This is a genomic window from Streptococcus sp. FSL E2-3494, from assembly GCF_038007085.1.
GTDB classification, from domain to species: Bacteria; Bacillota; Bacilli; order Lactobacillales; family Streptococcaceae; genus Streptococcus; species Streptococcus thermophilus.
The window spans coordinates 134,856-157,779 of sequence record NZ_JBBOWN010000001.1 but is presented as its reverse complement, the minus strand read 5'-3'; the positions used below and the strand labels follow the sequence as shown (position 1 = coordinate 157,779).

Here is a 22,924-nt window from a genome sequence, read left to right as displayed (position 1 = left end):
AAGTTAGAAAAGGTGTAATCAAGTGAAAAAAGAAGTAATTATCCATAAAAATAAAAAAGTCACAAAATTTACTGGTGACAAAGGCGATGTACGCTATGTGATGCGTGGTGTTTTTCTAGGAAAAGACAAAAAAACTGGTAAACAGGTCACTACCTCAATAACAGCTCCAACATTAAAAAAGTTAGATCGGAGTGTCATTCAAGCTAGAATAGACTTCGAACAAAGGGGAAGTACACGCAAAGAAAAAGTTTCTGAAATTAGTACGATTGGTGAACTTGCTGAAGAATGGTTTAATTCCTATCAAAATTGGGTAACTTCCTATAACACACTTAATAGAGTTAGAGGATATCTTGACACTTATATTATTCCAAGATTCGGTGATTATTTTTGTGACAAACTGACTTCTGTTGAGATTCAGAATTGGATTAATGAATTAGCAGAAAAACATAAATTAAGTATTAAATCAGGTGCTAGGAAATCCAAAAAAGGATCAGCAAAAGATTACGGCGCAGTCCTACATAAATTAAGTGATATACTAGATTTTGGAATTACGCATTATGGTTTGACCACAAATCCAGCTAAATCTGTAAAGATTCCTCCTCAAAATACATTAACAGGAAAAAAGAGAATTAAAGTATTACATGATGATGAACTATCAAAATGGCTAAATTATCTAGACACTCTACCTGATAATCGTGCTAATCGGAAATTTATTTTAATCTGTGACACACTTCTAGCAAGCGCTTTAAGAATAAATGAATTATTAGCACTAACTATACAAGATCTAGATACAGATAAAAATACAATTAATGTAAACAAAACTTTAATGTGGAAGGCACGAAATAAGAGTACTAACACGAAAGGTAAAGTGGTATGTAAACCAACTCCTAAAACTGATTCAGGAAATCGAATAGTTCCTGTTTCACGTGAAATCATTAATAGACTAGTAAGATTTCATGATGAAATGAATGAGGTACTTACATATAGAGGGTTACCTAAATCTGTTCTGATCTTTCCAACTATTTACGGAAATTATATGACAGATAGAAACGAGCGTGCTACATTAATCAAGAGATTACGGGAGGCCGGTTTGCCTTCATATGGTTTTCATATTTTTAGACATACACATGCATCACTACTTTTAAATGCTGGAACAAACTGGAAAGAACTCCAAGAAAGAATGGGGCATAAATCAATAACTACAACAATGGACACTTATGCTGAGTTAGCACCACACAAAAAATTTGAAGCAGTTGATACCTTCCAATGTAAACTAGAGGAATTGGCAAATAAGCATTAACTCTACATTTTACTCTACATTTATGTTTACAAAGTTGTAAATCTACTGTAAAATCAACGTTTACAGCAATATTATTTAACTTTTACTGAGGTGAAATAAAGATTCAATACGAATCAATAGAAAAGAAAAACGCTGATTTCAAGCGTTTTTTTCTTTTTGTCAAACTCTATATATTGAACTGTATTTCAATTCAATCTCTACCTTTTTCTCTACCTTTTTCTTAATTGATTTCTGTTCATAATAAGCCAAGTCAACTTAACCTTGTTTAAATGATAGCAATACATCTTATCTAATACTTTTCCTGTAATTACTATACTCGGTTAATGTCATAATTGACAAATTTCCAGTTTTATCTTCAACGATATACAAATCATTTAGACCTTCATTGCTATTGTTATCGAGAATACATTTTGCTTCGATAATTTTTTCTATGGACTCCTGTAGTCCATAGTCAGGAATATCGCATGGCACTTCTAGATATATTGTTCCTTTATCGGTATTAGATTTAATGGTCAGTTTAGCAGGTTTTTCATTTTGTTTAGCATCAAGTATCACTACGTTCTTTTTTTTATTTTAGAAATAATCTTAATAATAATATCTTTCAAAATATCTACACATAGAGCTATTTCAAGTTCATTTAAAAAGTCATTATTAACCAATATCTCAATAAAAGAATAGAACGAAGCTTGAATCTAATCATCCCTAAGGAAAGCAACTTCAATATCATTACTTTTTAATCGTTCTTGAATTTCTAACTGTTCGTCAACTGTAAAAAGATCTGGAGCTTTAATTAGTATTCCCTTTGTCATAAATACCCTTCCTTGGATTAATTAATAGAACTAATGTCTAATTATCAATATTAACACTCTATTCTTTCATGCCTGAGAACACTTCGATATGATTTCCTAGTATTTTTATATCTACTGGCAGTTTATCTGACTTATCTCCATCAACATCTGATTCTAACTCAACATCTGAAGAAATCTTAATATTCCATACTTTGATATATTCGATATTATTATTTTCTACTATATCCCCTTTTAACAAATCTGGAATAATACCATCCTTCAAAACTTTTTCCATAACAATACTCCCTCTTTGTTAGTATGGTCAACTTTTGAAGAAGTTAATCGATATCGTTTGATCTCTTTTCTAATGAAAGGATTTCTTGAAGAAATAACTTTTTAGCTTCGTCCTCTGATGACGTTTCTAAATCGTCAATCAATCCTGTTACATCGGACAGTGTTAGAAAGAGAACCCAAAGAGTGCTTCTTCAAACTCTTTGGTCATCTTTCGTTGACCTTTTTCAATGTTTCGATAGTTGTAGTAACTATAACCAATCATAAGATAAATGTAATATAGGCTTCGCCTATTTTTTTCAAAAATTTAAAACCAAAGGTCAAAATCATCCAAAAAAAGAAATTATTTTTGCAACTTCTTTACGAGAGCTAGTTCCATATTCTTCTTTCAATCCATAATCAATTCTCTCCTCAAAATTGGTATAAGGATATTGACCAAGTAGCACATTGATACGTTGATCAAATTCATAATCAATCCACCACTCCTCAAGCAATTCTTTGAAAGATTGCAAATCTGGTTCAGAATTCAATAGGGTTAGTGCATCCATAAAACCTGTTTTATATCCATTAATTTCTGAGCATAAACCAACGACCTCATCCTTATTAATTTTGGCCAATTCCTAACGCATTTCAAGCAAATCCTTGTCTCTAAATAGTCGTTCAAAGCCCTCAAGCTGTTTACTAAATTTGTCTAATTTAGTGTAATCCTGACAATTCAATGTTTCTCTAAAATCCGTAATTATCTCCTTTTTTGAATTTTAAACTCCTACTGAAAATAACACAGTATCCTGTGTATCATTTAGACTTCTTTAATTGGCTAAAAATCTTATGGTCATACCACCATAATCAAAGGTTTTATTGATTAATTATTCAATTGTCAGAATGGTCTGATAATAATAACCATAATGAAGAGTATTTATAAAACTGTTCAAAAAATAACAAGAATCATATCAGAAATATACTTGCAAATATATGCAATCGATTGCAAAACGATTAACAGATTTCATTCTATTTTTTTATAAGCGAGATCATTTTCTTTGACTTATCATTTTTATTAAGCTATACTATTCGCAAAGGTATATACTAACATTAATCTTAACAATCATAAGACTACTGTTCGTAAAGGTATATACTATAACTCTTTAGATTATTTGATTTTCCAAACAATCTAACTTTCCACAATTTAGAAAGGGGAACACATTATGATTTGGGCTATTATCGTAGGAGGGCTTATCGGTCTTATTGCAGGTGGAATCACTAAAAAGGGAGATTCCATGGGAATAATCGCTAATATCATTGCAGGTTTAGTCGGTTCATCTGTTGGACAATCACTTTTCGGTGCATGGGGACCTAGTCTAGCTGGAATGGCATTAATTCCATCAATCTTAGGAGCGGTTATTGTTGTTTCAGTAGTATCATTTTTCCTAGGGAAAAATGATTGAACTTGAACCTTTCTGACAGGAATAGATTAAAGTTCAAATTCTATTGATGAAAGGATTCAATATGTCAAAAAACAAAAAAATATTTTACCTTATTTTATGTATTTTAATCTTGACAATTTTGATTCCTATTTTGCTAGATTATCTTAAATTCAGTGGCTTAGGACTTCATTTAGTTGATTGGAATCAAAATTCCTTTTTAGAATTTTATCTTTCAAGATATATTTTCTGGGGTGCTCTAGTACTTTCAGCTGTAGTGTTGTTTCTAATGCTTGTTACACTCTTTTATCCTAAACAATATTTAGAGATTCAGTTACCTGATGTCGATGGGAACCTAAAATTAAAAAATTCAGCTATTGAAGGATTTGTACGTTGTGTGGTTGCTAATCACAATTTTATAAAGGATCCTACTATTAAGGTAAACTGTCGTAAGAATAAATGTTTAGTTCACGTAGAAGGACAAATGCTTCCATCAGACAACATTATTAAACGAACTCAAATAATTAAAGATGAGATAGCTGATGGATTGAAACAGTTTTTTGGAATGAATCATCGTGTAAAACTGTATATTTCTGTAAAAGAATACAAGCCAAAACCACCACGTAAAAAAACTGTTAGTCGTGTAAAGTAAGGAAGTAAAAAAATGGAATGGTTTAAAAAATACCAATATCTACTTCTTTCCGGATTGGCGGGTGCTATCTTAGCGTGCTTCATCCTATCCTATGGTTTTTTTAAGACTTTATTTGTCTTGATTTGCGCCACTCTAGGAGTTGGAATTGGGTATTATATTCAACAAAAACAATTATTTAAATAGTAAAGGTGATTTATATGTCAAATGTAGAAAAAAAAGTAGAAGTAGTAAAAGGCGAATTGACCTATGAAGATAAAGTCATTCAAAAAATTATTGGTCTTTCTTTAGAAAATGTTCCAGGTTTGCTGGCTATTGATGGAGGCTTTTTCTCAAACCTAACTGGAAAACTTATCAATACTGATAACGTTGCAAGCGGAGTCAATGTTGAAGTTGGTAAAAAGCAAGTTGCTGTGGATTTGAAAGTAGTTGTCGAATATAAAAAGAATATTCCTGAATTATACAAGAAAATCAAAGAAATTGTTGTTTCAGAAATTTCTAATATGACTAATTTGGAAGTGGTTGAAGTTAATGTAGATGTTGTTGATATCAAGACTAAAGAGCAACATGAAGCAGACTCAGTAAGCCTGCAAGATCGAGCAACTGGAGTTGTTGAATCAACAAGTAAATTTACTTCCGATAAGTTTGAAAGCGCAAAAGAGGGATTGGGTGATGGCCTCTCAGCTGCAAAGGAAAAAGTTAAAGGAGTTGCCGAAGATACCAAAGAAACTGCTAAAGCAGAACCAAGAGTTCACTAAATTCTTTTATGCCTAAAAAAGTTTAAAAACGTTCATTATCAATAATCTAATTTCCCAATGGAGGGTAACACTATGTCAGTAGAAGAAAAACTTAATCAAGCAAATGGTGCTATTAAAGAAGGTGTCGGAAAAGTGACTGATGATAAAAAAACCGAAAAAGAAGGAGCTGCTGAAAAAGGAGTTTCAAAAGTTAAAGAAGTTGCCGAAGATGCCAAAGATGCTGTTAAAGGAGCAATTGAAGGTGTTAAAAATATGGTTAAAAAGGACGATAAATAATTCTAAAATCGGTTGATTTTTTACTTAAAACATGGGATTACTCTACAAGAAATTTAAGGTTGTTGTACTCCTAACTACTCACTTTTAAAACAACACCAAAAACTATGACAAATCCTTAACATTACAATATTAATCAGGTGAAAAATCAGCTTTCTTTAGATTACTTTGAGATTCTTTCTAACCTCATGTGTATATTCCTTTCTGATAGCATTAGCGCTCTAAAATCTGTAGTTTTGTTTAAACTATAGAAGCTAGAGTGCTTTTTATATTATTTTTAAAAAAACAAAAGCACAGATTTTACTGTACCTCAGAATGAGGTTAAATAATTGAATTAAAAAGCCATGAAAATATTATTTTTATGGCTTTTTTTATTAGCAAAGATAACAGTTATTCGTTCTAGTAAAAAGATTACAAACACATAATAGCCTCTATTAATATCTTACTCCTACCTTCCTGTCGCAAAGAGGATACAATAAATCGAAAAAGTCATTGTTCAATATAAAGTTTTCTACCTAGATAAAAAACTCGATATTAATTTTGAAAATCATTTTAGTAATAACCTAAACTTCTACATCAGAAACGGATTTTACTCCATTAATACCAAATTAACAACTTAACTAATATCAAAAAGATCACTATATTATCGTTGATCTTTAATTTTCACTCTAAATCTTTCAAGATATTTGTAAACCTATGTGTAAATATAGCCGTCATCCCCCATATATTTTCTGTCAAGTTTCTGTAAAAAGGAATATGACGTTCACTGTACCCAAAATTATATTTTTCCCTGTTTTTTACTAGGAAAAAAGGAAAATCTTTTGCTTCGCTTAAGGTAGAACTCACAGTATAATAAATCGGTTCTTTTGTCAACAATGTGTCAACTTCAACTGTAAACAGCCGGTCTGCCTCTTCATTCGGATGGATATACTCCCAATTTTCTATCTTTATCTTTCCAACAAAGCAATGGATGGTTCTACCCTGATGGATCAGATAATCAATCTCTCCCCAAATGTCAATTTGATCAGGAACTAGGTTTAACTCCTCACAAGTTTCTCGTATAGCAGCCTCTTGAAAAGTCTCGCCGTCTTCCACACGTCCACCAGGAAAAGAAATCTCACCCGGTTGAGAAATATGTTCGCTTCGCACTTGGTAAAGGACTTGATACTTACCAGTTTTTACATCATATATTAAGGGCAAGAGAACTGCATAGCGTCCTTTCTCCCCCAGTGGCTTCGGCTCGTAATGAGCTAATTTATCTTTAATAGTCATAAGTACTCCTTGACTTCATATTATCATAAAAAATAAGATAGCCCTATTATATAAAAATTTTATATATAAAATTTAGACATATCTTTCTAAAGGGATACTGTCAATAATTATGTGTAAACACTCAAGTAGAGTTGAAGAATGTTAATCAAATAAGCTTTCAAGTGTGTCAGCACATTGGCCAAACCCTTTATGGATGCGTTGATTTTGCTTGAAATTATAATCTTCAAACAGGGTAACTAAATAACGTTCCAGAGCCTCCTCGTTAGGAAAAAGGACCTTCTTTTTCGTTTGACGTTTGATTTCTTTGTTAAGAGACTCAATGAGGTTTGTCGAATAAATGCTATGCCAAATCTGGTAGGGAAACTGATAAAAAGTTAAAAGATTATCCGTATTCTCCAGACTTTCCATGACTTTCCTATACTTTGGTTTCCATTCGGCGATAAAGTTCTCTAAAGCTTGCACTGCCATTTCTAAATTTTCAGCACGATAAATCGTTTTAAATTGCTCCAGAATAACCGCTCTATCTGCTCGTTTCACTTTACTAGCTAGATTTCGACTAATATGAATTAAGCAACGTTGTTGTTTAGCTAATGGGTAAGCCTGATTGATAATCTCTTCAAGCCCCTTGAAGCCATCGGTCACTACAAGAGAAACCTGTTGGATTCCTTGGTTTTGAAGCTTGTCTAACAGGGTGGACCAAGAAGCATTGTTTTCATTTGGAGCGATTTCATATCCAAGAACAGCCTTCTGTCCTTCTGGTGTAATGCCAAGTGCGATATGAATACATTCTTTACTAACGGTTCCACGTCTTAAGGGGAGATAGGTTCCGTCAAGAAATAAAACAGAGTAATTGGCTTCTAAGCTTCGCTCATGAAAAGTAGCGACATTCTCCTGAGTTGCTTTTGAGATATTAGAAATTGTGGCAGGACTATAGTGATGACCATACATTCGCTCGATGATATCACTAATTTCTCGAGTCGTTACACCGGTTTGATAGAGTTTGATAACCATCTCTTCCAAGTGGTCATCTCGACGTCCATAAGCGGGAAGCAAAGCTGGACTAAAGTTCCCATTACGATCTCTAGGAATACTCAACTGAACAGTCCCATATTTGGTTTCGAATTTCCGTGCATAGCTTCCGTTACGACTATTCCCAGAATTATAGCCTAATTTATCGTAAGGTTCATACCCTAAAAAGGCTGATAACTCTGCTTGAAGCAGATCATTCATTGCTGTTTCAAGAGAAGTACGGAAAAATTCATCAATATCTTGCTTTTGGGCTAGGAAGTTAAGTAGTTCTGTGGTAAACTGAGTCATAGGAATAAATCTCTTTCTAGTAATGTTTTGCAACTCTACTATAACGGATTTATTCCTTTTTGTGTTTACACAACTTATTTTACACTACCTCTAAAGGACATACACTCAATATATAAAATAATTATATATAATTTTTATACCTATCCTAAAATAAAAGGAGCAAACCATGTATTTTCCAACATCGTCAACCCTGATTGAGTTCTTAATATTAGTTATTATTGATAGAGAAGACTCTTATGGTTATGATATTAGCCAAAACATAAAGATTGCGGCTAGTATCAAGGAATCAACACTTTATCCTATTCTAAAAAAGCTTGAAAAAGCAGGCTATATGACCACCTACGGCCAAGATTATCAAGGGCGCAAACGTAAATATTATAGTATTACCCCATATGGAAAAGAGCAACTTCAATTTCTTAATAAGGAATGGTTAACTTACAAAGAAACTCTGGATGGTATTGTGGAAGGGAGATTAAGACATGACAAAGACTGAATATATAGCCAAATTAACAAAATATCTACGAAAATTACCACCAAAAGACTACGAAGAAGCTCTAGAATATTTCATGTAATATTTTGAGGAGGCTGGACCCGAAAATAAATCTCTAGTTATTGCAGAACTGGGTACACCTAAGGAAGACGCTCATGAAGTCATTAGCCGTCTGCTAGATGAAAAGGTTATTGAGGATACGACTAGTTTGCGCAATAAAACAACTATTATTTGAATTGCTATTCTCGCAGTATTAGCTAGTCCAGTAGCTTTTCTAATTCTCCCTTTCTTCTTAGCTATGCTAATGACACTTCTTATGATCATTTTTGCGGTCATGGTGACTGCCTTAGCTCTTACTCTTGTCTTACTCATTAGTGGTGTTCACACTTTCTCTACAAGTTTCTCTCCCCTAAGTGTTTCACTAGCTTCAACACTGTTTGGACTAGGTGTAGGACTATTGATGTTTGGGGGAGCACTTTTACTATTTTTGATTTCATTTGAAATCTGTAAACTTATTGTAAAGCTAATTACTCCATCAATTAGATGACACATCAAGAAAGTAAGAAAAACATGAAAACTTGGAAAAAGATTGTCCATGAAGTATCTCTCATATCTCTATTTTTAGGCGGGGGATTAGCAACTTGGGTTTATAGTCAAGGTGGCTTGACAGATTTACAAAATCAAAATAAAAGTGAGCTAGATTATGTCAAGAAGGAAGTTGATAACTTCAATAAGATTGATATTAAAAGTAGCAGCTACAATGTACTAATTCAAGGTTCTGAGGTTAACAAAACTACACTTTCTTACTACCAAAAAATAAAAAATACAATTGACACAACTGTAAAGGATAGTCAATTAACTATTAATGATAACAACTCTAAATTAGATTCGACTTCTAAAAAACACATTAACTTTTTCAAATTAAAAGATTTAATAAGCCTCTCTTCTGCTATCGACCAGGAAGTCAGAAAGCAAACCATTATTATTACACTTCCTAAAAAACAATCGATTGATTTCTTAAAGGTTGATTTAGCAACTGGAAATCTAGATTTAAGCCATAGCACGGTTAGACAAGTAGACATTAATCTAAATGTGGGGAACCTGAATTTTAATAAAATGATAGTCAGCAACCTAAAAGCTAACCTTGATGTTGGTAGTGTTGATAGTGATAATACCCTTTTTACTAACGCAGATTTATCTATTGCAATGGGAGAATTCTCTGGTAATAACTTAATTTTTAACGGTCACAATAAACTTGACGTCACAACCGGTGAAGTTGAAATAGCTCTTAAAGATTACACTATCAATGTTCAAGCAGATAGTCACTCAGGAGAGGTGGATGTTACGAATAACCTTAAGAACTCAAAAGATAATACACTTACCATCACCTCCGATCTCGGTAATATAACTGTCGAATAACATAAAAAAGCCAGCTCACATTAGCCGGCTTTTAGTTTATACATTCTCAGTTTTTGGTCTATAAATAACAATACCTACAACTACAAAAGTAAGTAAGAAAATGACTAGCATACGTACTTGATCTGAGATTTGTCCTGTCATAGAAATAGTTTGACGAAGGCCTGACACAGAGTAGGACATTGGTAAGAATGGCTGTACGACCTTAAAGAACTTAGGACTAAGTTCAATTGGATAAGTCCCTGCACTAGAACCTAACTGTAAAAGCAACAGAATCATGGAGGCAAATGCACCATATCTATCATCCCAACCTACAAGGGCTGTAACGAGCGCCATTAAAGTCCATGCTGCAAGGAGAATCATACCAAATGTAGCTAGTGGATGATTTGGTTCAACTCCCATAAATCGAATAGCAATATAAAGGGCAATTGCAGCCATAGTTGCAATAATACCATTGATAAATAACTTATTTTTAGACCAGTCAAAACGACTCGTAAAGCTTCTTCCTGTTAAGCTTTTAGCAAAGATAACATTTGTTGAAAGAGCTACAACCATAAGAGAAACCGAAATCATATATGGGGCCATTCCCACACCATTAGTGTCAACCTTATCCTTATCAGTTTTCTTCACTTTTAGAGGAGCACTGACTATCTTAGCATTTTCTGAGTTTACAGAAACAAGTGATAACTGTTGATTAGCCTTGTTTAATGAGTCAGACAAGGTAAAAAGATTAGTTGACAGATTTGTCAATCCATTTGTTAAATTGTTTCCTCCAATTGCCAATTGTTGGACACCTGTATTAAGAACACTTGTACCACTTTTAAGGGTAGAAAATCCATTCATTAAGGTACTACTGTTAGCATCTAGAATTTGTGCACCACTAGCAATCGTTGACACAGCACCAGTGTAGGTTGACAAACCTGTTAAGAGATTGCTTGCACCTGTGGCTAAAGTACTTTGAGCTCTTGACACACCTGAAGCAACTTGAATTGCCCCAGGCGATAATTGATTAACAAGTACTGAGTTAACATTAGCAATATTACCTTGCATTGATGATATAGTTGAGGAAGCTACAGGAAGAAGAGTATTTGCCGAACTTGCAATGCCTGAAATAGACGTTTGTAGAGAAACTAAATTGCTTGATTCTCCACTACTAGTTGTTGTCGTGCCTGCCAAGCTAGACAAAGCTGTTGACATGCTTGACACATCTGATGCAATAGTTGAAGCATAGCTACTAGCTGTAGAGCCAGCATTACTAATTGCTGAAGCAATCTCTGCTTGTTGATCTGCTGTCAAGCTTTGATATGCAGCTGTTCCTTGTACCGCAGCCAAATCGTTCGCTTTGTCAGTGGCACTAGCTGTAGCTATAGAACTAGCTGCAGAAGAAATATTTGAAAGATAAGTCGCTATTGAACTTGTATCTACTGATGTTGTTGATGTTCCACTAGGGAATGATGTATTACTTACTGTCGTATTAAGATTTTGAATTGCTGTATTTAAATCAGTTAAATTAGCTGACAAGCTTGACAACTGTGTTTGCTGTTCTTCAGATAAACTTGTTGCTGTAGCCATTTGACTAAGCGCCGTTGACAAAGAATTCGCACCTGTAACTAAGGTATTCATAGCTTCTGCTCCTGATGCAAATTGACCCGCAGCAGAATTAACAGCCTCTGAGTTACTATTCAACTGTGACAAAGCACCTGACAAAGTTGACACACCTGAAGTATAGGCAGATGCGCCCGAACTCAAGGTATCAACACCTGTCGCCAATGTTTGAGTAGAACCAGCAAGAGTTCCTAGACCATTTGATAAGATCTGACCTCCAGATTGAAGTGCTCCTGCACCTGCATATAATTGACTGGCCCCATTCGCTGCAGTTCCCATCCCACTCTGCAGTTGAGACATACTCTTAAAGACAGCTCCAACATAAGTTGACGTAATATTTTTAGAAACAGTCTCCTTTAACTTAGACATGGCAGAATCGCTCATTTTCGAAGAAACGAAGCTATGCCCTGCTGTTGTCTGATAAGAAATTTCTAGTTTCTTAGGATCATTTGTCAGAAGACTTGCTGCATTACTTGAGAGGTTTTCTGGGAAAGTGATAACCATATAGTAATCACCGTCTTCTATTCCTTTTTGTGCTTCAGTTTCAGTTACAAAATGATAGTCTAAATTTTTATTTTTAGACATATTGTCCACCATATCATGACCAATATTAAGCGCCTTATCTTGAAATCTAGCACTCTTATCTTTGTTCACCACTGCCACTGGCAGATGTTTCACATTACCGTAAGGATCCCATATAGAAGATAAAAATATTAAATTATACAAAGCGGGTATCAATGAAACACCAATAATGGTTATCCATAGCTTTGGACTTTTTAGAAGAGCCTTTAATTCTGCTAACATATTTCTCCTTTTTAGACATCGTGTATACTTTTATGATATAATCAATTATAAGCTCATTAATTTTATAAATCAATATTTAAAAACTATTTTTGGACACTTTATCTAAAACTGTGTGAAAGGAGAAATACATGACAAAAGATCAAAGGCGTTCACTTACTAAAAAAGCTCTTTTAGATGCTTTGGTAATATGCCTTAAAGACCAAGATTTCAATGAGATTACAACTATTCGTCTAGTTCAAACAGCTGGGATTAGCCGTTCAAGTTTTTATACTCACTACAAGGATAAATTTGAAATGATAGATAGCTATCAGAAAGAATTGTTTCATAAACTAGAATATATCTTTGATAAATACGAAGGAAAGAAAGAAGGGGCCTTTCTCGAAATCTTTGAAATTCTTACTCGTGAAAAACTTCTTTCAGCTCTATTATCTACAAATGGAGCAAAAGAAATTAAAGATTTTCTGATAAACAAACTTCAGCGTATGATAGCTGAAGACTTTATTGACCCTACTGCTGAAAAAAGAGCTCTCAAAGGATTCGAGAAGAACTATGCCAGCATTTATCTTGCTCATGCTATTTTTGGAGCTTGTCAAGCATGGATAAAAAATGGCAAAAAGGAATCACCTCAAGAAATGACAGACTTCCTTCTACGATTTATTCCACAATAAAATAACACCAGAAGCACAAAAAGCTACAAAGTATCTCGGTAGATAAAGTAGCTTTTTTCTCTTATAATTAAATTCCTAGAACAATGAGATAATAAGTGAAAACAAGGTCAATATTGCGGGTCCACCTTGCGTAAAAATAATCTTCTTATTAGCAGTTACAGCACCATAAACAGCAGCAAAGAAAACATTAAGAACAAAAACAGTTACAAGTAGCTGACTATTTGTAAAAATACCATACAAGAGGAATACAGCGATTAAACCATTGTAAATACCTTGATTTTTAAATAAGTTTGTAACAGAATCGCGTTGAAGCTCTTATTTGCTCATATTAAAAATTCTACTAGTTGTGTCTGAATGTGTTGCAAAAGTTTCCAAATACATGATATAAAGATGCTCCAATGCAACAATCCCAGCTAAAATTAGTATAATAATAGACATAGTTTCTCCCTTCTTAAACAACTTTGACAGTATATCAAAAGTAAAGCATTAAAACAACACACATGTTTTATAAAATTTAAAATATGGTAAAACAAAGACTGAAAGAGAGGTCCTTATGACAAAAACAGAAGTAATACAACGTCTACAAAAAGACTTGAAAATCTCTAGATTTCAAGCTTATATAGAGGATAAAGAATACTCTGAAGAAAGAGTACAAACGACTAAAAAAGATTTTGAAGCCTACTTCACCAACTACGTTTCAAATGTTTCAGCAGACTTTGAAGGTGGACTGGAAAATAAATGAACTATACCTCAAAATCACATATCATAAGATAATGGAACAAGCTCCTAGTCTAATACAAATGACTAGGAGCTTATTATGTTAGAAAACAAAAAAGCCGTCTCATTCTGTGATATAGCTCTAAAATCTATATAGAAGTAAGCAAAAAGGTAAGCAAATTTCTGAAACAGTCTTTTAAAATAAGCAAAAAGCCCATAATAACGGGCTTTTCGATACAATAATATTAAAATTAAAGCATTTTGTTGTAGAATTCAACGACAAGTGCTTCGTTGATTTCTGGGTTGATTTCATCACGTTCTGGAAGACGTGTCAATGAACCTTCAAGTTTTTCAGCATCAAATGATACGAATGCTGGACGTCCGATAGTAGCTTCTACTGCTTCAAGGATAGCAGGAACTTTAACTGACTTTTCACGAACTGAGATTACTTGACCAACTTCAACGCGGTATGAAGGGATATCAACACGTTTACCGTCAACAAGGATGTGACCGTGGTTTACAAATTGACGTGCTTGACGACGAGTTGTTGCGAGACCAAGACGGTACACAACGTTATCAAGACGACGTTCCAAAAGAACCATAAAGTTGAAACCAAGTGTTCCACCTTTAACTTTAGTAGCTTGTACGAACAAGTTACGGAATTGTTTTTCACTCAAACCGTATGAGAAACGAAGCTTTTGTTTTTCAGCCAATTGCAAACCGTACTCTGAAAGTTTTGAACGGTTATTTGGGCCATGTTGACCTGGTACGTAGTTACGACGTGCCAATTCTTTACCTGTGCCTGTAAGTGAGAAACCAAGGCGACGTGATTGTTTCCATGATGGACCTGTATAACGTGACATTAATAATGTCCTCCTATAAAAAATATTTTTAGGAAATAACATTTTAGATAAACCTGATTCGTTCAGAAAGACTTCGCCCAAACAGCAAAGGTTACTTTTCTAGCTGACTTCCTGTTGACGAGCTTCATTTTATCCTGCTATTATTTCACATACTCCGCTATTTTACCACGAAAAAAAGCCCAAGTAAAGGCTTTTTCTTATTTATTTTCGATTTCAGCTTGTTCCTCGGGACTCAAATAACGAATGAGAGTCTTTTCAGTCAAAATATCTGAATAAGTATAAGATTCAACATAACTATTATTAATAGCGTCAGCTTGAGAACCGAAGTCCTGATACTCAACAATAAACAATGATGGATAGACTTCTGTCAAACGACCAATCTTATTCTTTTCACGTTTACGTCCATTCTCTAAAGTCAATTCTACCAACTGACCTTCATGAGCTTTAATAGCTTCCTTAATATTTTTCATTTTAGCAACATCTGCAAATGCGTCACTCATATATATCTCCTTAAATCTGAAAGTTACGATTCCTCAAACTGAGCAATCGATGAAAATTTATTATATTCTTTTTGGAATAATAACTTAACTGTTCCACGCGCACCAGCACGGTTTTTTTCTAAGATAACTTCGATTGTATTATCTTCAATCGCATTCTCTGATTCTTCACTCTCTTTTCGATAGTAATCATCACGATATAAGAAAGCTACAATGTCGGCATCCTGCTCGATAGATCCTGATTCACGGATATCAGACAAGACTGGTCGTTTATCCTGACGTTGTTCAACCCCACGAGATAACTGACTCAAGGCAATTACAGGAACTTTGAGCTCCTTGGCTAAGATTTTTAACTGTCTTGAAATATCTGAGACCTCTTGTTGGCGATTTTCCGGTCGCGTCCCTGTAATCAACTGCAAATAGTCAATCACAATGAGACCGAGACCACCCTCTACTTCTTGTGACAATTTACGGGACCGTGCACGAATCTCAGTAATCTTTATACCAGGGGTATCATCTATGTAAATAGGTGCCTCAGCCAGTGCCCCTTGAGCAATCATGACATTATTCCAATCTTGCTCTGTCAATTGACCTGTACGTAAAGCATGAGAATCAATCATACCTTCAGCTGCCAACATACGATCAACCAAGCTTTCTGCACCCATCTCTAGGGAAAAAACTGCAACAGCTTTATTTTGCTTGGTACCAACATTCTGAACGATATTCAACACAAAGGCTGTTTTACCAACAGCGGGACGAGCTGCTAAAATAATTAATTGGTCCGGGTGTAAACCTGTTGTAATCTTATCAAGGTCACGGAAACCTGTCGGTAATCCAGTTACATCTGATGTTTGCTGTGAACGCATCTCCAAAGTATTAAAATTGACATCAAGAACTTCAGATATTTTGCGGAAACCACTACTATTGCTATGCTCTGAAACATCAACTAAGGCTTTCTCAGCATTTGCAATAATTTCATCCGATTCAGTTGTCCCCTCATATGCTTGATTGACAATTTCTGTCAACCTATTTATAATACGCCGAAGCATGGCTTTCTCAGCCACAATCTTAGCATAGTACTCAGCATTTGCGGATGTTGGGACACTATTGACCAAATCTACAAGATAAGAAATACCCCCTATGTTTTGGAGGTCATCTTGGTCATCTAAAATAGTACGTACTGTCGTGGCATCAATGGCATCATTTCGATCCGACAGCGTTACCATTGCTTTAAAAATGACACGATGGGAATACTTGTAAAAGTCATCTGCTTCGATAAACTCTCGAACCGTAATTAACTTTTCCGGGTTAATGAAAATAGCCCCCAAAACAGACTGTTCCGCTACTAAATCATGAGGTTGCACTCGTAATTCTTGAGCTTCTGCCACAATTATTCCCTCCTTTACAAGATTTACTTATAGTGTCAACGAATTACTCAGCACTATTTTTGATGTTAAGCTTAATTTGTGCATTCACTTCTTTATGAAGCTTTACAGGAACCTCAATCAAGCCAATCGCTCGAATAGGATGTTCAAGTTCAATATGACGTTTATCAATCTTGATTCCAAACTGTTTCTGAAGTCCTTCCGCAATCTTTTTAGCTGTAATTGAACCAAATGTACGACCATCTGGCCCAACCTTCTCAGTAAATTGAAGACGATTTTCTTCTTTCTCAAGTTGTTCTTTAACGCGTTTTGCTTCAGCTAACAACTCTGCAGCATGCTTTTCTTCTGATTTTTGTTTTCCTTTCAACTCCCCGATAGCTTGGTTTGTTGCTTCTTTAGCAAGATTCTTTTTAATCAAGAAGTTTTGAGCATAACCTAATGGTACTTCTTTAATTTCACCTTTTTTTCCTTTACCCTTAACGTCTTGTAAGAAAATAACTTTCATTTTAATCCTCCTTGGGAGCCAACTCTCCCATAATAGTTTCAATTAATTTATTTTGCGCTTGAGAAACACTACAGTCTCGTAATTGGCAGGCGGCTAGGTTGAAATGTCCACCACCACCTAATTTTTCCATAATACGTTGTACATTAATCGCATTATGGCTTCGAGAAGATATGTTTACAGTCGAGTGACTTGTTCGAGCAACAACAAAGGTTGCTTCGATTCCAGCCATTGCAAGCATAGTATCTGCCGCCTTAGCAATCACAACATTATTATAGCACTTGTGGTTATCTCCTGTAGCAACGATTATATCATCAGTAATTCGTTCGCCTGCAATAATTAACTCATTAATACGTCGATATTCGTCAAAATCCGTAGCAGAAATCATTTGAATTTCTCCACTGTCACTTCCTAAACTACGAAGGTAAGAGGCAACATCAAAAGTTCGACTAGTAACACGAGTAGAGAAATTCTTGGTATCCAGCATTATACCTGCCATAAGGATAGAAGCTTGGATTTTACTCAAACGTTCTGGAGCCCCTTGAAATTGTAACAACTCCGTAACCAATTCACAAGCAGAGCTTGCTCCACTTTCAATAAAAGTCAAAACTGCATTTTCAGGGAAGTCGTCATCTCGACGGTGATGATCTACGACAATAACTTCATTAAATCGATCATAAAAATCCTGAGATAGGGTTAGATTGATTTTTGAATGGTCAACCATAATTAGCAATGAGTGTTGGTTGACTAGTTCTTCAGCTTCTGAGAGTGTAATAAGGGGTGACTGCCCATCTTCTTTCAAACGTTCTACCGCACGCTCAATATCCGTATTCATAGCCATATCATCATAAACAGCATAGCTCTTTCTAACAATCTGACTAGCAAAATGGGCCATACCAACAGTAGCCCCTAAGGCATCCATATCAAGATTTTTGTGACCTACAACAAATACTTTTTCGACTGTTTTTAACTTATATGAAATTGCAGTCATCATAGCCCTTGTTCTTGTACGAGAACGCTTAACTGTTGAGACAGAGCCTCCTCCAAAATAAAGAAGTTCCTTGTGATCATCATTTTCCTTAACAACAGCTTGATCTCCGCCTCGAACAAGTGCAATATTAAGGTTCTGCAAAGCAACTTGCCCGATTTGATCATGCTTAAGCGTACCAAAGGATATTCCCATACTCAAAGTCAGTGGTAAACCACGTTCTTGTGCTTGTTGACGAAAGTCATCCAAGACAGAAAACTTTTGATCCATGAATTCTGTCAAAACACTGTAATTGGTAAAGAAGTAAAAACGATCCCCTTCAATACGTCGATAATGAATATGCTTAGCCTTAGCAAACTCAGAAATAAATCCTACTACAAATGTATTGATTTTTGAAACATCTGCATCTGGCAAACTTCCTGTCACATCGTCGTAGTTATCAACTGAAATAATCCCAATAACAGGTCGAGTCATATTTGGATCAACATTTTCATCTTGATCATAAACATTGTCAATAAAATATGTCAGCTTATTGTCAAAATCCACAAAGGCAGCGTATTTATTGTCACCAACAGTTATCACATTCGAAGGTGACCCCTTTCGTTTCTGGGAGATAAAATCTGCAATCAACTGCTTATTGAAGTTCCCATATTCATCTGAAAGCACTAACTTAGCATAGGGATTGAACCATTCAATATGGTCATTTTCGTCAAAAGTAACGACTCCGACAGGCATCTTTCCAAGAAGAGTCTTCAAAGAAGCTTCCACATCCTGATTCAGTTCATCTAATTGTTCTATTTCCAAAGACTCATATGTTGTCTTTTGGTAATGCAATAGTGTAACAACTACTACCATAATGATAAAAAGCGCAAAAATGAGTGCAGACTCCGTTTGTAATACGCGGACAAAAATGGTAGCAATTCCAAAAAGAATTAGTCCTATCATTATCAGGTGAATAGTTGCAAAGTGAAATCTTTTCATATAAAACCTCTTAATCTAACAATTATAACATAAAAAAGCCTTAATTAAAAGGCTTTTACAAGTGTTACGACTGTTAATCCACTTTACGTCGAGCTTTATTATTGCCTTCAAGGTAAACCATCAAAATAGAGATATCTGCTGGATTAACCCCTGAGATACGGCTTGCTTGACCAATGGTTTCAGGATTTATTTTCTTAAATTTTTGACGAGCCTCAGTTGCAATAGAATCAATAGCATCCCAATCAATATTTTCCGGAATCTTTTTTTCTTCCATTCGCTTCATCTTAGCTACTTGATCCAAAGCTTTATTGATATACCCTTCGTACTTGATTTCAGTTTCAAGTAACTCTATAACCTTAGCATCCAAATCTTCTGCAGCTGGACCGACAAACTGAGTAGCTGTAGCGTAATCAATCTCAGGTCGACGCATAAACTCTTTGGCTGTCATGGCATCTGTCAAAGGCTTAAATCCTAGAGCTTGAATTTTTTCATTTGTTTCTTTGATAGGCTTTAATTTTTCTTTTGACAGACGTGTCAACTCTCTGTCAAACTGATTTTTCTTAATTTTAAAGATATTCCAACGTTCATCATCAACCAAGCCAACTTCTCGACCAATAGGTGTCAAGCGCATGTCAGCATTATCATGACGTAATATAAGTCGATACTCTGCGCGTGAAGTTAATAAACGATATGGTTCCAAGGTTCCTTTCGTGACAAGATCGTCAATCATTACACCAATATAGGCATCACTACGTTTGAGAATAAGCTCAGGTTTACCTTGAACTTTCAGAGCTGCATTGATACCAGCAACTAGACCTTGACCTGCTGCTTCCTCGTATCCAGAAGTTCCGTTGGTCTGTCCTGCTGTAAAGAGACCTGAAATTAACTTCGTTTCAAGTGTTGCTCGTAATTGATGAGGGAGCACGATATCATATTCAATCGCATAACCAGTTCGCATCATCTCTGCCTTCTCGAGACCTTTAATTGAGTGAATCAACTCTTTTTGAACATCTTCTGGCAGACTTGTTGACAGGCCTTGCACATAGACTTCTTCAGTATCTCTTCCTTCAGGTTCAAGGAAAAGTTGATGGCGATTCTTATCGGCAAATCGGACAATTTTATCTTCGATTGATGGACAATAACGAGGTCCTACACCCTTGACAATACCTGAAAACATTGGTGCACGGTGTAAATTATTATTGATAATATCGTGGCTCTCTTGATTCGTATAAGTTAGCCAACAAGGTATTTGATCCTGAAGATAATCTTCATCTTTCGACAAGAATGAAAAATGATTTGGCTTTTCATCACCTGGTTGAATTTCAGTTTCTTCGTAATTAATTGATGATGCCTTAACACGAGGAGGGGTACCCGTTTTAAATCTTCCTATTTCAAGGCCAAGATCCCTCAGGTTATCTGCCAATGTAACAGATGCAAGGCTATTATTAGGACCTGATGAATATTTGAGCTCACCTAGGATAATTTCACCACGCAAAGCCGTTCCTGTTGTTACAACAACCGCTTTAGCTCCATATTTTTGATTTGTGGCTGTTCTGACACCAACTACCTTACCATCTTCAACAAGAATTTCATCAACCATTGACTGACGGAGAGTTAAGTTTTCCTGACGCTCAACTGTATGCTTCATCGTCATAGCATACAAGGCTTTATCTGCTTGTGCACGTAAAGCTCTGACAGCAGGACCCTTACCAGTATTCAACATTTTCATTTGAATATAAGTTTTATCAATATTTTTACCCATCTCCCCGCCGAGGGCATCAATCTCACGGACAACAATACCCTTGGCCGATCCTCCAATAGAAGGATTACATGGCATAAATGCCAGCATCTCTAGGTTAATAGTCGCTAATAAAACCTTACATCCCATGCGGGCTGCAGCTAGGGAGGCTTCTACTCCCGCATGACCAGCTCCGATTACAATAATATCGTACTCTTCTATAAAATTATAAGTCATTTTTTCTCCTACTCTTTAAGATGAATGTGTCGTAATTGTCCGTCCCATTCTGGTAAGGCGGCTTTTAGAAATGCCGGTTTCAGATTAACAGTATGTAGGTCATCTAAAGCAAGACACCGGCAAGGTAATGGCTTCGCATCTTCTTGCATGGTTAAAGGGGCATCTTCTAGCAAGTCCACTAAATAATGGAACTCGATATTATGATAATGGACCCCAGTTTGTTCAAAGCGATTTTCAACAATGAAAGCTAACTGAACAGCTCTAGATGCGACACCGAGTTCTTCTCTTACTTCTCGAACCACAGCATCTTCAGTAGCTTCATACACTTGAATAGCACACCCAATTGTATAAAAACTGTCCTCATCTTCTACGACTAACAAGCGATTGTCATTTACAATCAAAGCAGTCGCTCTCACACCAAAAACAGTGGAATCAATTTTCATCCGAAAATCCTGATGTTGCATTTTTTCCTCCCTTAAAACAACACAAAAATAGTCAAAACTCGCAAGAAGTGCAGGACAAAAAACCTGCAACATCCATGAGCTTTGACCATCATGACTATTGTTAAAATTATTTTATCAAATCAAATTGTTTTGTCAATTCCAATCACAATTTGATTAGAGTCTGCACACTAAAGCCATGTAAGCAGGAAGATTTGAAATTGGATTCATTATAGCGAAAAATGCCATAAATGCATAAAACAATTGGGAACTCTTCGTTATTACTTAACTCCAGTTAGATATACTGACAAACTTTTCCGTCTTTATATGCTTGATCAATAATACCGCCGCCCAAACATTCCTGACCATCATAGAAAACAACGGCTTGACCAGGTGTAATAGCACGCTGAGTTTCAGCAAAAACAACCTCTGCTTTATCACCCTTAACCTTTACAGTAACTTTACTATCAGGTTGACGATAACGGAATTTTGCTGTGCATTTCATTTCAAATTCTTCCGGCATATCTCGAGTAAAGTGAATCATTGAAGCGTCAAGTGAAGTTGACATCAACGACTCATGGTGGAAACCTTGACCCACGTAAAGAATATTTTTAGAAAGATCTTTCCCTACTACAAACCAAGGAGCATTATCTCCGCCTTTTTGGCCACCAATACCCATACCACCACGTTGACCAATGGTGTAATACATGAGTCCGTTATGTTCACCCATATCACGACCATCGACGGTCATCATACGGCCTTTTTGAGCTGGTAAGTATTGACTAAGAAACTCTTTAAAGTTTTTCTCACCAATAAAACATATTCCTGTTGAATCTTTTTTCTTGGCTGTTGCAAGACCTGCACGTTCAGCAATCTTACGAACTTCTGGCTTTTGTAGATGTCCTAAAGGAAACATCGTTTTCTGCAACTGCTCTTGCGAAAGTTGACTAAGGAAGTAGGTTTGATCTTTATTGTTATCTGCACCACGCAACATATGGATAATACCATTTTCATCGCAAACAACTTGAGCATAGTGCCCTGTAGCCACATAGTCCGCTCCCAATGACATAGCATAGTCGAGGAAAGCCTTGAACTTGATTTCCTTATTACACATAACGTCTGGATTAGGGGTACGCCCTGAGCGGTACTCTGCTAAGAAATACTCAAATACACGGTCCCAGTACTCTTTTTCAAAATTAACAGAGTAATACGGGATACCAATCTGATCAGCTACTGCCGCCACATCTTTATAATCTTCGGTGGCTGTACATACACCGAATTCATCTGTGCCATCCCAATTTTTCATGAAGACACCAATTACATCATAGCCTTGCTCTTTTAAAAGTAGAGCTGTTACTGATGAATCAACGCCACCACTCATACCGACAACAACACGTGTTTTTGAATTATCAGTCATTGATAACTCCTCCCATCAAATAAAATTCAACATAGACTTGAAGGGTCTAGTTATTCAAATATCGATTTGAAGGTCGATTTTGAAGCGTAAAAGCACGCAAACTTAATTAT

Annotated in this window: 22 protein-coding genes and 3 pseudogenes; 10 read left to right on the top strand and 15 right to left on the bottom strand. The window is 35.6% G+C overall.

Going from position 1 to position 22,924, the window contains the following annotated elements; genetic code table 11:
- The first annotated feature begins 22 nt into the window (after positions 1–22).
- The gene (locus tag NST05_RS00835; protein ID WP_340742862.1) at positions 23–1,300 is read left to right on the top strand and encodes a tyrosine-type recombinase/integrase; all 1,278 of its coding nucleotides are present in this window, start codon (positions 23–25) and stop codon (positions 1,298–1,300) included.
- Between the two features lie 285 nt (positions 1,301–1,585).
- Here NST05_RS00835 and NST05_RS00830 read toward each other — a convergent pair whose 3' ends face one another.
- From NST05_RS00830 to NST05_RS00820, 3 genes and pseudogenes are all read right to left on the bottom strand, one after another.
- The gene (locus NST05_RS00830) at positions 1,586–1,855 is read right to left on the bottom strand and encodes a hypothetical protein (protein ID WP_065972693.1); all 270 of its coding nucleotides are present in this window, start codon (positions 1,853–1,855) and stop codon (positions 1,586–1,588) included.
- Between the two features lie 312 nt (positions 1,856–2,167).
- A pseudogene (locus NST05_RS00825) lies at positions 2,168–2,368 on the bottom strand (hypothetical protein); the annotation flags it as partial.
- 352 nt (positions 2,369–2,720) lie between these two features.
- Positions 2,721–2,996: pseudogene (locus NST05_RS00820) on the bottom strand (hypothetical protein); the annotation flags it as partial.
- 585 nt (positions 2,997–3,581) lie between these two features.
- On the opposite strand from NST05_RS00820, the gene NST05_RS00815 reads away from it, so the two are divergent.
- From NST05_RS00815 to NST05_RS00795, 5 genes are all read left to right on the top strand, one after another.
- Complete coding sequence (locus tag NST05_RS00815; RefSeq protein WP_002952222.1) at positions 3,582–3,821, top strand: GlsB/YeaQ/YmgE family stress response membrane protein; 240 nt, start codon at positions 3,582–3,584, stop codon at positions 3,819–3,821.
- Between the two features lie 61 nt (positions 3,822–3,882).
- A complete protein-coding gene (gene amaP / locus NST05_RS00810) occupies positions 3,883–4,449 on the top strand; it encodes an alkaline shock response membrane anchor protein AmaP (RefSeq protein WP_084829170.1) in 567 nt (188 codons plus the stop codon).
- Between the two features lie 12 nt (positions 4,450–4,461).
- A complete protein-coding gene (locus tag NST05_RS00805; RefSeq protein WP_002952225.1) occupies positions 4,462–4,632 on the top strand; it encodes a DUF2273 domain-containing protein in 171 nt (56 codons plus the stop codon).
- A gap of 14 nt (positions 4,633–4,646) precedes the next feature.
- Positions 4,647–5,204, top strand: a complete 558-nt coding sequence (locus tag NST05_RS00800) for an Asp23/Gls24 family envelope stress response protein (protein WP_084829171.1) — start codon at positions 4,647–4,649, stop codon at positions 5,202–5,204.
- 72 nt (positions 5,205–5,276) lie between these two features.
- The gene (locus tag NST05_RS00795; RefSeq protein ID WP_002948045.1) at positions 5,277–5,480 is read left to right on the top strand and encodes a CsbD family protein; all 204 of its coding nucleotides are present in this window, start codon (positions 5,277–5,279) and stop codon (positions 5,478–5,480) included.
- 660 nt (positions 5,481–6,140) lie between these two features.
- On the opposite strand, the gene NST05_RS00790 is transcribed toward NST05_RS00795, so the two are convergent.
- On the bottom strand, positions 6,141–6,749 hold the full coding sequence (locus tag NST05_RS00790; protein WP_084829172.1) for an NUDIX hydrolase: 609 nt from the start codon (positions 6,747–6,749) through the stop codon (positions 6,141–6,143).
- A 141-nt stretch (positions 6,750–6,890) separates the two neighbouring features.
- Positions 6,891–8,066: an IS256-like element IS1191 family transposase gene (locus NST05_RS00785; RefSeq protein ID WP_159341049.1), complete on the bottom strand. Its 1,176-nt coding sequence runs from the start codon at positions 8,064–8,066 to the stop codon at positions 6,891–6,893.
- 166 nt (positions 8,067–8,232) lie between these two features.
- Here NST05_RS00785 and NST05_RS00780 point away from each other — a divergent pair, with 166 nt between their 5' ends.
- Together NST05_RS00780 and NST05_RS00775 are read left to right on the top strand one after the other, a co-directional pair.
- Positions 8,233–8,559 (top strand): PadR family transcriptional regulator, encoded by a 327-nt coding sequence (locus NST05_RS00780; RefSeq protein WP_084829173.1) that lies wholly within the window; start codon positions 8,233–8,235, stop codon positions 8,557–8,559.
- Positions 8,560–9,126: 567 nt separating this feature from the next.
- Positions 9,127–9,975, top strand: a complete 849-nt coding sequence (locus NST05_RS00775; protein WP_171815047.1) for a DUF4097 family beta strand repeat-containing protein — start codon at positions 9,127–9,129, stop codon at positions 9,973–9,975.
- Positions 9,976–10,011: 36 nt separating this feature from the next.
- Here NST05_RS00775 and NST05_RS00770 read toward each other — a convergent pair whose 3' ends face one another.
- A complete protein-coding gene (locus NST05_RS00770) occupies positions 10,012–12,381 on the bottom strand; it encodes a YhgE/Pip domain-containing protein (RefSeq protein ID WP_084829175.1) in 2,370 nt (789 codons plus the stop codon).
- 128 nt (positions 12,382–12,509) lie between these two features.
- On the opposite strand from NST05_RS00770, the gene NST05_RS00765 reads away from it, so the two are divergent.
- Entirely contained in the window at positions 12,510–13,049 is a 540-nt protein-coding gene (locus NST05_RS00765) for a TetR/AcrR family transcriptional regulator (RefSeq protein WP_084829176.1), read from the top strand.
- 75 nt (positions 13,050–13,124) lie between these two features.
- Here NST05_RS00765 and NST05_RS00760 read toward each other — a convergent pair.
- Positions 13,125–13,487 (bottom strand): annotated as a pseudogene (locus NST05_RS00760) (DUF1304 domain-containing protein).
- Between the two features lie 115 nt (positions 13,488–13,602).
- On the opposite strand from NST05_RS00760, the gene NST05_RS00755 reads away from it, so the two are divergent.
- Positions 13,603–13,791 carry a hypothetical protein gene (locus NST05_RS00755; RefSeq protein ID WP_023910021.1) on the top strand — a complete coding sequence of 63 codons (189 nt, stop codon included), beginning with the start codon at positions 13,603–13,605 and terminating at the stop codon, positions 13,789–13,791.
- Positions 13,792–14,017: 226 nt separating this feature from the next.
- Here NST05_RS00755 and rpsD read toward each other — a convergent pair whose 3' ends face one another.
- The 8 genes from rpsD to mnmA form a co-directional block, all read right to left on the bottom strand.
- Positions 14,018–14,629: a 30S ribosomal protein S4 gene (gene rpsD, locus NST05_RS00750; RefSeq protein WP_084829177.1), complete on the bottom strand. Its 612-nt coding sequence runs from the start codon at positions 14,627–14,629 to the stop codon at positions 14,018–14,020.
- 197 nt (positions 14,630–14,826) lie between these two features.
- Positions 14,827–15,129 carry a Veg family protein gene (locus NST05_RS00745; protein ID WP_002952260.1) on the bottom strand — a complete coding sequence of 101 codons (303 nt, stop codon included), beginning with the start codon at positions 15,127–15,129 and terminating at the stop codon, positions 14,827–14,829.
- A 23-nt stretch (positions 15,130–15,152) separates the two neighbouring features.
- Complete coding sequence (gene dnaB / locus NST05_RS00740) at positions 15,153–16,514, bottom strand: replicative DNA helicase (protein ID WP_002952261.1); 1,362 nt, start codon at positions 16,512–16,514, stop codon at positions 15,153–15,155.
- A gap of 43 nt (positions 16,515–16,557) precedes the next feature.
- On the bottom strand, positions 16,558–17,016 hold the full coding sequence (gene rplI / locus NST05_RS00735; protein WP_084829178.1) for a 50S ribosomal protein L9: 459 nt from the start codon (positions 17,014–17,016) through the stop codon (positions 16,558–16,560).
- A 1-nt stretch (position 17,017) separates the two neighbouring features.
- Positions 17,018–18,982, bottom strand: a complete 1,965-nt coding sequence (locus NST05_RS00730; RefSeq protein WP_084829179.1) for a DHH family phosphoesterase — start codon at positions 18,980–18,982, stop codon at positions 17,018–17,020.
- A 73-nt stretch (positions 18,983–19,055) separates the two neighbouring features.
- Positions 19,056–20,957 carry a tRNA uridine-5-carboxymethylaminomethyl(34) synthesis enzyme MnmG gene (mnmG, locus tag NST05_RS00725; RefSeq protein WP_084829180.1) on the bottom strand — a complete coding sequence of 634 codons (1,902 nt, stop codon included), beginning with the start codon at positions 20,955–20,957 and terminating at the stop codon, positions 19,056–19,058.
- Positions 20,958–20,965: 8 nt separating this feature from the next.
- The gene (locus NST05_RS00720) at positions 20,966–21,421 is read right to left on the bottom strand and encodes an NUDIX hydrolase (protein WP_084829181.1); all 456 of its coding nucleotides are present in this window, start codon (positions 21,419–21,421) and stop codon (positions 20,966–20,968) included.
- Between the two features lie 271 nt (positions 21,422–21,692).
- Positions 21,693–22,814, bottom strand: a complete 1,122-nt coding sequence (gene mnmA, locus NST05_RS00710; RefSeq protein WP_084829182.1) for a tRNA 2-thiouridine(34) synthase MnmA — start codon at positions 22,812–22,814, stop codon at positions 21,693–21,695.
- Positions 22,815–22,924 lie beyond the last annotated feature (110 nt).

Excerpts from the sequence above, each read along its gene's own strand:
- NST05_RS00745 (WP_002952260.1), bottom strand. The coding sequence starts at position 15,129 with ATGAGTGACGCATTTGCAGATGTTGCTAAAATGAAAAATATTAAGGAA.
- NST05_RS00730 (WP_084829179.1), bottom strand. The coding sequence starts at position 18,982 with ATGAAAAGATTTCACTTTGCAACTATTCACCTGATAATGATAGGACTA.
- rplI (WP_084829178.1), bottom strand. The coding sequence starts at position 17,016 with ATGAAAGTTATTTTCTTACAAGACGTTAAGGGTAAAGGAAAAAAAGGT.
- amaP (WP_084829170.1), top strand. The coding sequence starts at position 3,883 with ATGTCAAAAAACAAAAAAATATTTTACCTTATTTTATGTATTTTAATC.
- rpsD (WP_084829177.1), bottom strand. The coding sequence starts at position 14,629 with ATGTCACGTTATACAGGTCCATCATGGAAACAATCACGTCGCCTTGGT.
- NST05_RS00800 (WP_084829171.1), top strand. The coding sequence starts at position 4,647 with ATGTCAAATGTAGAAAAAAAAGTAGAAGTAGTAAAAGGCGAATTGACC.
- NST05_RS00805 (WP_002952225.1), top strand. The coding sequence starts at position 4,462 with ATGGAATGGTTTAAAAAATACCAATATCTACTTCTTTCCGGATTGGCG.
- NST05_RS00795 (WP_002948045.1), top strand. The coding sequence starts at position 5,277 with ATGTCAGTAGAAGAAAAACTTAATCAAGCAAATGGTGCTATTAAAGAA.
- mnmA (WP_084829182.1), bottom strand. The coding sequence starts at position 22,814 with ATGACTGATAATTCAAAAACACGTGTTGTTGTCGGTATGAGTGGTGGC.
- NST05_RS00780 (WP_084829173.1), top strand. The coding sequence starts at position 8,233 with ATGTATTTTCCAACATCGTCAACCCTGATTGAGTTCTTAATATTAGTT.
- NST05_RS00775 (WP_171815047.1), top strand. The coding sequence starts at position 9,127 with ATGAAAACTTGGAAAAAGATTGTCCATGAAGTATCTCTCATATCTCTA.
- NST05_RS00765 (WP_084829176.1), top strand. The coding sequence starts at position 12,510 with ATGACAAAAGATCAAAGGCGTTCACTTACTAAAAAAGCTCTTTTAGAT.
- NST05_RS00790 (WP_084829172.1), bottom strand. The coding sequence starts at position 6,749 with ATGACTATTAAAGATAAATTAGCTCATTACGAGCCGAAGCCACTGGGG.
- NST05_RS00755 (WP_023910021.1), top strand. The coding sequence starts at position 13,603 with ATGACAAAAACAGAAGTAATACAACGTCTACAAAAAGACTTGAAAATC.
- NST05_RS00770 (WP_084829175.1), bottom strand. The coding sequence starts at position 12,381 with ATGTTAGCAGAATTAAAGGCTCTTCTAAAAAGTCCAAAGCTATGGATA.
- mnmG (WP_084829180.1), bottom strand. The coding sequence starts at position 20,957 with ATGACTTATAATTTTATAGAAGAGTACGATATTATTGTAATCGGAGCT.
- NST05_RS00785 (WP_159341049.1), bottom strand. The coding sequence starts at position 8,066 with ATGACTCAGTTTACCACAGAACTACTTAACTTCCTAGCCCAAAAGCAA.
- NST05_RS00720 (WP_084829181.1), bottom strand. The coding sequence starts at position 21,421 with ATGCAACATCAGGATTTTCGGATGAAAATTGATTCCACTGTTTTTGGT.
- NST05_RS00815 (WP_002952222.1), top strand. The coding sequence starts at position 3,582 with ATGATTTGGGCTATTATCGTAGGAGGGCTTATCGGTCTTATTGCAGGT.